Here is a 12,199-nt window from a genome sequence, read left to right on the forward strand (position 1 = left end):
AAGGATGTGAGGGTTTGAGGGCTTTTTTCGTGGCACCTCTATACCCCTTAGTCTTTCCAAAACCCTTGATTGTTCGTCTCCAGAGTTATTCCTCATCAACAAACTTTCAGGAACCCTGCTTATATTCACTACGCTATGGTTGTCCAATTTAGACAAATTTTCAATCAACAGTGGTCTTGGAGAGCTTTCCCTTGGCTGAAGAAATGCCTTACCTCACTCACGTATAAAACGCTGCTGAATATGGCATTGCGAGTAACAATGGTAGTACTTCTATCTGCTGGGGTAAGCTATGCTCATGTGATGTCGCGTTTAGAAAGCCAAACCCAAGCACAACTGGAAAAATATATTCAAGAAAGAGGAGACCAAGAAAGTAGCCTTTTTCAGCTTGCACAGGATAACATAGCTGCGTTGCGCGATCGCCTGTTGCTAGAATTTCAGCAACCTACAAATATTAATGTTCAAAGCGAATTTGAACGCGAGTATTTTTCTTGGAATGATGGTAGTCTTCGCAATTTTCCACAAAATCGACCGATTCAAGAATTTGATTCTACTCGATATGCCAGTTCAGCCATTAGTCTCAAGACACCGCTAACTACCGAATTCAAGCAGAGGATGTTAATTGCTAACACGATCATTTCTGCTTACGGGGCTGCTTGGTCTCATCGATTTGTCAATACCTATTTTCTAGCACCAGAAAATGCTGGGGTAAATTATTGGAATGGCGTACCGATGGCCTTGCAAGCACCGCCTGATATCTATATCCCAAATGAAGAATACTTTTATATTGCCGCTCCTCAACATAACCCTGCCCGCTTACCACAGTGGACAGGTGTTTACCTTGACCCCATTGTCAAAGTCTGGATGGTTTCGGCTGTTTTACCAATTTATCAGGGCGATCGCTTTTTAGGAGTTGTGGGACATGATGTGGTTTTAACCAGCTTGATACAGCATACAACCCAGAATCAATTACCAGGAACATACAATCTCATTTTTCGTGCAGATGGCCGTTTACTTGTCGATCCCCATCACACACCAGAAATTCAGCAAGCTCAAGGTCAACTGAAAATCGATGCAATTCCTGACCCCCATCTCCAGCGCATTTTTCAGTTAGTCACTAACACTTCCGCAAAAACCCAAGTCCTCAACAATAGCCAAGACCGTGAATATCTCGCAGTGACTCGCTTGAAAGGGCCAAACTGGTATTTTGTCACAGTCTATCCCCAATCATTGCTATCAGGAACAGCTTGGGATATGGCTCAATTTATTTTAATATCTGGTGCCGTGGCATTACTGGTTGAAGTTTTATTATTGTTGTCGGTTTTGCAACAACAAATCGCTAAACCACTGCAAACATTAACCGCCGCTAGTCAGCAAATTGCTAATGGTGACTTTGCAATTAATTTGGATACTAATCGCCAAGATGAACTCGGAGAACTCGCCAGTTCTTTCAACAGCATGGTAAATCAGTTAAAGACTTCTTTTATTGAACTAGAACGGATAAATAATGCCTTAGAACTAAAAGTTGATGAACGCACAACAACATTACAAAAGACACTTCAAGAATTGCAACGTACCCAAACCCAAATGATTCAAAGCGAAAAAATGTCCGCTTTGGGTCAACTGGTAGCAGGTGTAGCCCATGAAATCAATAATCCTGTTAGTTTTATTTATGGGAACCTCAGCTATATCGAAACTTACATCGCAGATTTGTTGAAATTTATCCAACTATATCAGCATTACTATCCTCATCCAGTGGCAGAAATTAAAATCGAGGCTGACAAATTGGATTTGGCATTTGCTCTCGATGATTTGCCCAAGATGGTGGCTTCGATGAAAATCGGCACAGAGCGGATTCGTGAAATTGTGTTATCATTACGGAATTTTACTCGTTTAGATGAAGCCGAATTTAAAGCAGTTAATATTCATGAGGGTATTGATAGTACATTATTAATTTTACAAAATCGTCTGAGAGAGCAAGCACAACGCCCAGCCATAGAAGTTGTAAAACAATATAGTAATTTACCTTTAATTAGCTGTTATCCTGGACAACTAAATCAGGTATTTATGAACATTATATCTAATGCTATTGATGCCATAGAACTTGCAAATAAGCAGCTTAGTAGAACAGAAAAAACAAGATATAAAAATCAAATATTGATTCAGACTCAAGTGTTATCAGAAAACCAAGTTATAATTTCTATTGTAGATAATGGGTCAGGAATTAATGACGCTATAATCACCAAAATATTTGACCCATTTTTCACAACTAAAGATGTGGGTAAAGGTTCTGGATTGGGTTTATCTATCAGTTATCAAATTGTGACTGAATTACATCAAGGTCAACTTCATTGTCATTCGATATTAGGCACAGGCACAGAGTTTGTGATTACTTTGCCTGTGCAAGCTAAACGCAGGCTTTGATTGCAGATATAAATATTGGGTGTGGCGTTGCATAATTGCGGGATAATTTATCTCATACCATTTCACTCTAAACATGATACAGATAGGCAAGCAGCGCCTCGACTCCGCTCGGCGACCGGAAACAAAGGTGTAGAGGAAGTGATTTGTATCAGTAATTTCGTGAATTGGTATCACGCAGAGGCGCAGAGACGCAGAGAGAATCAGGAGTTAAAAATTTCAATAAATCAAAATTCATCCCCTGATTCAGCAATGCCGAATATTTTATTTAAAAATATAAATATTGGTGCGATCGCTCAAATAATACATCTATTTACCAAATTTCGATACAGCCAGACTATTCCATAAATACCAGCGCCAAGGCAAGTCTACACCTTTAGTCAAACCAATGCGCGTAGTCTGAATTAACGAGAGATTTCCTTGTTCTAGCTGTTGTTGAAACTCAGGCTGGCGGTGTTCTAACCAGAGGGGTTGACCAAATTCTAGGGGTATTGCATTCAATGTCAAATCAATTTTCAAAGCGCGGCAAAGTTTACCCGGCCCGGCGGCGATGCGATGTGGTTTGAGTTTTTCTTGATGATCAACCCAGGTAGGGACTTGCTCTAACTCCAAGGCGCGAAGAAGCACCGCACTAGGAATTCCCTCTTTGTCAGTTACCACATTCAAGCAGTGGTAAACACCATAAATTAAGTACACATAAGCTTTTCCAGCCGCATCAAACATGACCTGATTGCGAGTAGTCCGACTACGATAAGCGTGCATTGCTGGATCATCGGGTGCATAGGCTTCTGTTTCGACAATTATTCCCCGAAAAATTCTACCATCTGGCATTTGTCTTACTAGAGTACAGCCAATCAATTCAGGAGCCACTAAAGTTGAGGAACGAGTCAGCCAAGTTGCATCAATGTTAGATGTCATAAACTAGGGGCTAGGGACTAGAGGCTAGAGGGTAGTATTTTTACTCAGCACTCAGCACTTCAAGTATGAATACTCTGCTGAATGGGAACTTCTATGCGAAATTCTGTACCTTGGCCTGGTTGTGAATCGCATTGAAAAATACCACCATGCTTATCTACCACAATTTGGTAACTAATTGATAGTCCCAAACCTGTACCTTTACCTACAGGTTTAGTAGTGAAAAATGGGTCAAAAACTCTTGTTTTGACGGCTTCTGGTATGCCTAGTCCATTGTCTTTGATGTAAATTACCACGCTCGGCACATTTTTGTTCATCTCACCAACGGTAGTGCGAATGGAAATTTGACGTTGATGAGTGGCTGAGGTGGATTCTGGGTGATATTCTAAAGCATCGATCGCATTGCTCAACACATTCATAAAAACTTGGTTGAGTTGTCCTGCATAACACTCTACCAATGGCAAATCACCATACTCTTGAATAACTTGAATGTCAGCACCATCGGATTTCGATTTTAAGCGGTGCTGTAAAATCAATAAGGTACTATCGAGACCTTCGTGAATATCTACTACTTTCATTTCCGCTTCATCCAGGCGAGAGAAATTCCGCAAGGACATGACGATTTGGCGGATGCGTTCTACACCAAAGCTCATGGAAGAGAGAGTTTTGGGTAAATCTTGTGAGAGAAATTCTAAATCAATATCTTCCAGGCGATCGCTAATTTCTTCACTAGGTTTAGGATATTGTTTCTGATAAAGGTTGAGCATTCCCAGTAAATCATCTGCATACTCCCGCACATGGGATAAATTGCCATAAATAAAATTCACGGGATTATTAATTTCATGAGCTACACCCGCTACTAATTGACCTAGTGAAGACATTTTTTCTGTTTGGATAAGTTGAGTTTGGGTAGTTTGTAACTCATGCAAGGCGGCGGTTAATTTTTGGGCTTGCTGTTTGGTTTGTGATAGTAAATCAGCTTGTTGCAGGGCTACACCTAATTGAGCGGCGATTTGACTGAGAAAGTTAACTTCCGAAGGTTTCCATTCGCGGGGGCCAGAATGTTGATAAGTGCAAAGCAAACCCCAGAGTTTTTGTCCAACAAAAATGGGAGCTAAAACAAAAGCATGAATGTGATAATACTCTAGATTATCTAAATGGCACTGGTTAAAGCCCATGTGATAAATGTCATCCACAGCAAATGTTTCGTTGTGGCGGTAACGTCCTCCCTCGGTTTTTTGCAGGTAGGTGTCATTCCAAACGGTATTTACCCCTATTTTGCTTTCATTTGTCCAATGGGGGCTAGTCGCTTCAAAGTCGCCGACAAATTCACCACCCCAATCTGCTGTAAACCGATAAACCGAAACGCGATCGCCTTTGACTAACTGACAAACTTCTTTGGTGGTAATTTGAAAAATCTGATCTATATCCAAGGACTCCCGAATTTTAGCAATTACGCCAAATACAGCTTGTTGTTGTTGATATGTGCGTTCTAGTTCAACTGTGCGTCTTTTTACTTGATGTTCTAAATTTTGATTAAAGCCTTGTACTTGTTGATAAAGTTCATATTGTTGAATTGCTGAGGCAAAATGTTTGGCAAGTTCTCTAGCTAATTCAATATCTGCGTCTGTCCATTGTTGAGCTTGGGCTGTTTTTGATTCTTTCCAAACATCAAAAGATAACCGGGGATATAACTGGCGGCGATCGCGGTCAAATTGACCAGCCCACAAGGTTTCTGTGTCGATTTCATTGCGAAAGATACTCAAATAACCGACTAATTGCTGACGGTAACACAGGGGAATCATCAGCAAACTGCGAATTTTGGTTGGTTTAAAAGTTGGTTGCAAAGTTCGCAAACTTGCAGTTTGATAAATATCATCGATTGCCCAAACATCGTATTCACCAGACTGATAATATTCTTGCCAGACGTTATACTGCTCCATTAAGGGATAAATCGTATCTGGGGGAATTTCTGGCTGTTGTCCACTGGTATAAATTTGAATGCAGTCACTCCCAGGAATTAAACATTCTTTCAAACTTTTAATTTGATTATTAGCAGCTTGAAAAGCTTCGTTTCTCATACACAATCTTCCACCCACACCTTGAAAGGCGGCGACAGCAGCTTCTAATGCTGGTTGTAAAACAATTGTTGGGAGGGAATGTAGCAGGGTCGCAATGCGATTAATCACGCTTTCTCGTTCGGCTTTGGCGCGGGCTTGGGCGAGAAGATAACTTTGGGCGATCGCCACCGATAATTGATCTACAACCATTTGCATCGCTTCTAATTCATAAAGTGAAATAGAATGCGCCTGGGAATGATGAGATACTAGCAATCCCCACAGTTGATGTTGATGGAAAATCGGCGCGACAACGCAAGATTTAACGCCCATCGCCGTTAAGTATTCTGCGTGACAAGGATCTACAGGGCGATAACGAATATCCTCCGGTTTCAGTTCCCCTGTTTCTAAAACACTCATCGGGCTATGACCAATCTGTTGCAATTCCACATTTACAACCGAACGTACCCTAGATTTAATAAACAATTCACGCGCATAAGGCGGAATATCATCGGCGGGAAAATTCAGTCCCAACAGCGAAGGTAGACGCTGTTCATGAATGGATTCAGCCACCACTTTACCTGTACCATCCGTATGAAATTGATAAATCATTACTCGGTCAGTACCCAGTAAACAGCGTACTTCTGCTGTTGTGGTTGTAATAATTTCTTCTAACTCTAATGTTTGACGAATCCGATTTGTTATCCGGCGTAGAAGACTCTCTTGATTAAGTCTTGTCCGCAAGTTTGGATCTGCTAGTTGGGACATTGTTTTTAAGTTTAAAAATTTTTGAAATTAAATATCTTGTCAGCGATAAATCTAAAAATATTGTGAATTTTATGTAATCTATTTGTCTACAGTAAAACCACGGTCAAAATATAGTGAATACTCCTAGGTTTTTGTTACAGGTTTTTACATTATTTTGTTTAAGAAAAAAATCTCAGTATTTTATATATTTTTGATAAATTTTCACTAGTAAAAAGTTTAAAAAAACCAGATATTTATGTTTTTATAAAAAAATAGAGACCAGAACTAAGCTGTGTCTCTACTGTTAAACAGTAACTCTTCCTTGAGGATGATTACCCAGAGAATTAAACTCTGTTATTATCAGCAAAACGAATTCTTAAATAGTCTTCTTCCATTTTGGCACCAGCAGGCTGTAGTGCTGCTAAAGCCTGTGGCAAAACCAAATTACGGCGATGATTACCGATTGTAATGTTTAATTCATCACCTGTTTTACTTAGCTGAATTTGGTGTTTAGGAATACCTGGTAAATACAGTTCTAAACTGTATTCATTTTTCTCTTGTATGACTCTAACTGTTGTTTCTTTGTAATAAACTTGGCTAGGGTCTTCGTCTTTGTAGAGAATTTCCTTAAGTCTTTCTAATGCAGCTAATCCACACATTTCTTCAGAAAATAGCGGCACTTCTTTAACTGGCAGAGGATGGAAATTTTCGTGAATTTCTTGACGATACTGTTCTTGATTTTGTTTCCAACGTTGGAAAAATGGATCTTCCACTTCCGGCGGAATAATCCTATTAGCAACTACTAAATCTGTAGCTACATTGTATAAGCTTAAATAAGCATGGGCGCGTAGGGATTCTTTAATCACCATCTTTTCAGGATTGGTGACAAGACGTACAGAAGTTTGGGTATTATCTGTTAATACCTTTTCCAGCGCCTCAATTTGTTCATAAAATTCGTAAGGTGCATCCATTACCTCTTTGTCGGGTAGAGAAAAACCCGCAATTGGTTTAAAAATTGGTTCCACTAAAGGACGCAACGCTACAGAGATATTTTGAAATGGTTTGTAAAAGCGGCGCATATACCAACCGCCAACTTCTGGTAAGCTTAACAGGCGCAAAGCTGTGCCGGTAGGGGCTGAGTCAATAATTAAAACATCAAAATCCCCTTCATCATAATGGCGTTTCATTCTTACCAAGCTGAAAATTTCATCCATTCCTGGTAAAATCGCCAATTCTTCGGCTTGCACTCCTTCTAAGCCCCGCGCCTGCAAAACCTGGGTAATGTATCGCTTCACAGCACCCCAGTTACCTTCCAGTTCTTGCAGTGCATCTAGTTCTGCACCCCACAAGTTTGGGCGAATTTGTTTGGGTGCATGTTCTAGTTCTAAATCAAAACTATCGGCTAAGGAATGGGCGGGATCTGTACTTAAAACTAGTGTACGATAGCCCAGTTCTGCACAACGAAGTCCCGTAGCGGCAGCAACAGAGGTTTTTCCCACACCGCCTTTGCCTGTCATCAAAATTACTCGCATTATCTCGAATCTCTAAGGTTTTTAGCTTGTGAGTCCTCTAAAATGCTCAATTAATGCTCAAAGAGGTGGTTATTAGTTTTGTAGCAAAACATGAAGTATGAATTTCATACTCAATCTCTTTGCCAAAAAAACACTCATCTCTTATTATTACGTAATTCTCTAACTCACAAGTTGCTGCATTCTAAATTTGCAGAGGAAGTGAGAAGTGAATCATTACCGCAAAAGTATAAAGAAACGAACCGCAAAGGACGCATAGACACGAAGTTATAAGAGTTTGAGAGAGTTATTGCGTAAGTCCTATAAAATTCAGAATTTAGAAGTCAGAGTGGTTAATAAATCACAGTTTTACTAGACAGAGATTTTCACAGTCTCAAACAAGTTTCTCAGCGAAAATCCAAAATCTAAAATCCAAAATCCAAAATTGGTATGAGTCGTTACTTGATTAATCCCATCTCATATAAACCTTGGTGCAGTCTTTTGGCTTCTGCGAGATTTTGCTGCTGTTCGTGGAGGAGAATGGCATTTTTAAATGCTGTCAGACTAGCTTGGAGATTACCAACTTTTAGCTGTACTACGCCTAAATTTTGATATGCTTCTGCGTAATAAGGATTTAATTTGATGGCTTTTTGATAACAAGCGATCGCATCAGTAAATAAATTCAAAGCCTTTAATGTCATGCCTAAGTTATAATATCCAGTCGCAAAATCTGGGTCAATTTTTAAAGCTGTTTCGTAAGCTTTTTTGGCATTGTTTAAATCGCCTGCATCTTTGAGTAAGTTGCCTAAATTGTTATATGCTCCTAGCTTGAGCATGGGATATATCGGTAATTTAATCGCAGCTTGATAGTGTTCTAGGGCTGATTGCGGCTGTTTTAAATGATTGTACGCAATCCCTAAATGATAGTAGAGTTCATATAAAATTTCGTAGTTTTCTGTTGATTGATTTGCTGTCACCCAATCTTGGGGTGACTTACCACTAGCTTGCTTGAGTCCCCGTAGCAATAATTCTACACCTTGAGTAAGTTTGCCAGTTTCAACATAAAGCGCCCCTAATTTACTGCAAACATAAGGATCATTGGGATGCGTGGCGAGAAACTCTAACATTGCAGCTTGCGCTTTGATGTATTTATTATTTTGGGCGATCGCTCTTTTTTGATACCCTGTATGCAGAATTGCTACACCCTGCAAATAACCTACTTGCCAATGAGGTTCTTTTTGTATAATCGCCGCTACACTATCATCAACTAAGGCATGATAAGGCCTTTCAAAGCGAATTTCGGGATGATTGCGAAACAACCGCGAAACCAAAGAATAGGGAGATTGAACCGCACCAATTTCTTGGCGGATGAGATTAATTAAGATATATTCATCACTTTGAATTGCATCTTGTAGCTGTGGCACAATACTGGGGTTGAGTATTTCATCCGCATCTAACACCAACACCCAATCACCGGTAACATATTTTAAAGCAGCATTCCGAGCAGTACTAAAGTTATTAGTCCATTGAAAATGATGTACTTCTGCACCGAATTGTTGGGCGATTTCGGGAGTGCGATCGCTAGAACCTGTATCTAACACTACCATCTCATCCACGAAATCCTTAACACTATTTAAGCACTTCGGTAGCGTAGTTTCTTCATTTTTTACAATCATGCACAGACTAATACTCATACGCGAACTTCAATTTATTTACTTATATTTATTAAACATAGGTGATGCACTTGCACAAATAAGACTTACGCATCAAAACGAAAAATCAAGGGTTGGGAAGAGGGTGTAAGGGTGTAGGGGTGTATATATCTAAAACCCTTACACCCCATACCCTTGCACCCAGTTTCCACAGCAAATCTTTTTGCGTAAACCTTAACAAATTTAGCATCTAGCAATTTTAAATCGGTTGCTCACCAATCTACTCCCTGTTTCTTCGCGTAGTTGACAAATCAAACCGGATTGCTAAATGACAACTCTACTTGCTACCAGCCAATACTTAACACTTTATTACAATAGATTGGCAAAACAGTGAAGTACACCCGCATTTCTCACAAGCTTCAGGCGTTTGATGGGGCAGAGGGGCAGAGGTGCGGAGGGGCAGGGGAGAGAGTACCTTCATTCTCCCCTGCTCCCCTGCTCCCCTGCTCCCCTGCACAGGCTTTGAAAGGTGTGGTGAGAAATCCGGGGTACACTATCTCTCTTTTGAGATGATTCTGAATTTGGCTGTGCTGTATGTGCAAAAATCAAGATTAACAAATCAGTGAGCGAGTATTCTCAAAGAGAGGGGAAACTTCATGCTGGGTCAAACGGTCGGGGGACGCTACCAAATTCTTACTCAGTTAGGACGGGGAGGATTTGGCACGACTTTTATAGCTCAAGATATACAAAGACCTGGAAATCCCCAGTGTGTTGTCAAACAATTCAAGCCACTGGCGAATGATCCCTACACCTTAAATGCAGCTAAACGCTTTTTTGACTTAGAAGCAGCAATTTTGGAAATGTTAGGAAAACATGACCAAATTCCCCAATTACTCGCGCACTTTGCAGAAAATGAAGAATTCTTTTTAGTCCAAGAATTTATTCCCGGTCATGATCTCAAACAAGAATTACCGCCACTGAGTGAGCAATTAAGTGAAACTGCTGTAATTAAACTGTTAAAAGAGATACTGACTGTTTTAGCATTTGTCCATCAAAATCATGTGATTCATCGGGATTTAAAACCTGAGAATATTCGCCGCCGAGAATCAGATGGCAAAATAGTTTTAATTGACTTTGGTGCAGTCAAACAAATTAGTACCCAAGTAGCTAATACTGATGGACAAACAAGTTTTACTGTTGCTATTGGGACACCTGGTTATATGCCCAGTGAACAAGCTAATAGTAATCCCCATTTAAGTAGCGATATTTATGCAGTGGGGATGATTGCTATCTTAGCTTTAACAGGGATAAATCCGGCTGCTGGTAGCCATTCAATTCCCAGAAACCCCAATACAGGCGAAATTGATTGGCGTAATAAAGTGAAAGTTAGCCCCCAGTTTGCCAGTATTTTAGATAAGATGGTGCGCTATGACTTTCGCCAGCGTTACCCTACAGCCGAGTCGGTGTTACAAGCCTTAGAGATGCTTGAGAAAGCACCATTAACTAAACTCAAACAATCTTTGCCGAAAAAATGGGTGATGGGTTTAGGAATTACCGCCGCATTTGCAGTTGGATTCATACTTCTATCTCAAATCAAAGTTAATCAAACCAACTTTTTAAATTATGCTGATCATGGAGTAAAAATTAACTATCCTGATAATTGGGCAGTACAGGAAACACCAAATGCTGTAACCCAAGATATAGTGACTTTTTTATCACCAAAACAAAGTGATTCTGACCAATTTCAAGAACTTATAACTATTCGAGTTGAACCGCTTTCGAGTACTTTAGATGAGTCGAAAGATTTATTTATTCGGGAAGTGAAAAATACAGTAGATGATGCTCAAATAGAAAGTTCTAGTGAAACAACACTGGCTAATCAGAGGGCAAATCAACTAGTCTTTACAGGTAAAATTGATAATGGGCGGTTAAAAAGTCTGCAAGTTTGGACTTTACAAAATGATAATGCCTATATTATTACTTACACTGCAACTGTTGATGAATATAATAACTTTTTACCCATCGCGGAAAAAATGATTCAATCTTTTGTTTTTGAATGAAATCAACTAATTTAAAAAGTTTTCTGTCTGTCGCTCTTCTAGCAATTCTGTATGAAGATGCACATATTTCGATCCCCCTAAATCCCCCTTAAAAAGGGGAGCCACTGCATTGGGCGGGTTTCCCGACTCCCTCAGTGGCGTGGAATTTGATATATATTATTTTTCTGCTTCCCCCCTTTTGAAGGGGGGATAGGGGGGATCTGATTCTATGCAGCTTCATAAAAAATTGGTATTACTCCTTCAGCCATTTGAATTTGAAGCTCCGTTTTTAAACACAAGCATTTTGGGCGGGGTCGAAATCCCCGTCCAAAACCAGCGTGTTCCCTTTTAATAAGATTCTTTTAAAACTGAGTTACTGTCAAACTGACACCACCAGAATCTAGTCGCGGAACCTTTAAATAATCTACTGGTTCACCGTTACGTTGAGTAGGTTCGTTATGATTGTACTTTTCACATTCTTTAATCGCTGCTTCGGGGTCGTTGAGAATTTCTAGGGGTTTGATATTTTTGCAACCCTTCTCTTCACGGACGCTACCAATAGTGTTAGCAATTTGTCTTAAGGCTTGAGCGCGATCGCTGTTGCTAACTGCGCTACTGTTGATTGTAATTGGTTCAGTGATCAGGGTGGCGGCTTCGCGGCTTTCGATAGTCAGTGGCGCAAGTTCCTCTTGTTGTTGCGCTTGGACAGGATGAGCAAGAGCGATCGCACTGACAATCACAGCTAAAGTTATAAATGGGCGTTTCATACTCTAACCCCTGAATTTAAGTTATATGTGATACCTACAAGTGCAATTCCATCTTATCCGCAAGCAATTAAAATGTAATCACCTATTAGGTTAATT

At 40.0% G+C, this 12,199-nt stretch carries 7 protein-coding genes; 2 read left to right on the forward strand and 5 right to left on the reverse strand.

All coding sequences use genetic code 11. The features are described from left to right. Positions 1-135 precede the first annotated feature (135 nt). Entirely contained in the window at positions 136-2,421 is a 2,286-nt protein-coding gene (locus tag H6G77_RS23120; RefSeq protein WP_242049287.1) for an ATP-binding protein, read from the forward strand. A gap of 306 nt (positions 2,422-2,727) precedes the next feature. Here H6G77_RS23120 and H6G77_RS23125 read toward each other — a convergent pair whose 3' ends face one another. The 4 genes from H6G77_RS23125 to H6G77_RS23140 form a co-directional block, all read right to left on the reverse strand. Continuing rightward, on the reverse strand, positions 2,728-3,336 hold the full coding sequence (locus H6G77_RS23125) for a DNA-3-methyladenine glycosylase (RefSeq protein ID WP_190591555.1): 609 nt from the start codon (positions 3,334-3,336) through the stop codon (positions 2,728-2,730). 59 nt (positions 3,337-3,395) lie between these two features. After that, on the reverse strand, positions 3,396-6,158 hold the full coding sequence (locus H6G77_RS23130; protein ID WP_190872838.1) for a GAF domain-containing protein: 2,763 nt from the start codon (positions 6,156-6,158) through the stop codon (positions 3,396-3,398). A gap of 323 nt (positions 6,159-6,481) precedes the next feature. Further along, entirely contained in the window at positions 6,482-7,669 is a 1,188-nt protein-coding gene (locus tag H6G77_RS23135) for a TRC40/GET3/ArsA family transport-energizing ATPase (protein ID WP_190591557.1), read from the reverse strand. 434 nt (positions 7,670-8,103) lie between these two features. Continuing rightward, complete coding sequence (locus tag H6G77_RS23140) at positions 8,104-9,339, reverse strand: glycosyltransferase (RefSeq protein ID WP_190676757.1); 1,236 nt, start codon at positions 9,337-9,339, stop codon at positions 8,104-8,106. A 614-nt stretch (positions 9,340-9,953) separates the two neighbouring features. On the opposite strand from H6G77_RS23140, the gene H6G77_RS23145 reads away from it, so the two are divergent. Further along, positions 9,954-11,357, forward strand: a complete 1,404-nt coding sequence (locus tag H6G77_RS23145) for a serine/threonine-protein kinase (RefSeq protein WP_190872839.1) — start codon at positions 9,954-9,956, stop codon at positions 11,355-11,357. Between the two features lie 341 nt (positions 11,358-11,698). Here the strand turns inward: H6G77_RS23145 and H6G77_RS23150 are convergent, their stop codons facing one another. Further along, complete coding sequence (locus tag H6G77_RS23150; RefSeq protein WP_190676760.1) at positions 11,699-12,103, reverse strand: hypothetical protein; 405 nt, start codon at positions 12,101-12,103, stop codon at positions 11,699-11,701. Positions 12,104-12,199 lie beyond the last annotated feature (96 nt).

It is taken from the genome of Aulosira sp. FACHB-615 (assembly GCF_014698045.1).
In the GTDB taxonomy this organism is placed as follows: Bacteria; Cyanobacteriota; Cyanobacteriia; order Cyanobacteriales; family Nostocaceae; genus Nostoc_B.

Coding starts and splice junctions, on each gene's coding strand:
- H6G77_RS23120 (WP_242049287.1), top strand. CDS start 136: ATGGTTGTCCAATTTAGACAAATTTTCAATCAACAGTGGTCTTGGAGA.
- H6G77_RS23125 (WP_190591555.1), bottom strand. CDS start 3,336: ATGACATCTAACATTGATGCAACTTGGCTGACTCGTTCCTCAACTTTA.
- H6G77_RS23130 (WP_190872838.1), bottom strand. CDS start 6,158: ATGTCCCAACTAGCAGATCCAAACTTGCGGACAAGACTTAATCAAGAG.
- H6G77_RS23135 (WP_190591557.1), bottom strand. CDS start 7,669: ATGCGAGTAATTTTGATGACAGGCAAAGGCGGTGTGGGAAAAACCTCT.
- H6G77_RS23140 (WP_190676757.1), bottom strand. CDS start 9,339: ATGAGTATTAGTCTGTGCATGATTGTAAAAAATGAAGAAACTACGCTA.
- H6G77_RS23145 (WP_190872839.1), top strand. CDS start 9,954: ATGCTGGGTCAAACGGTCGGGGGACGCTACCAAATTCTTACTCAGTTA.
- H6G77_RS23150 (WP_190676760.1), bottom strand. CDS start 12,103: ATGAAACGCCCATTTATAACTTTAGCTGTGATTGTCAGTGCGATCGCT.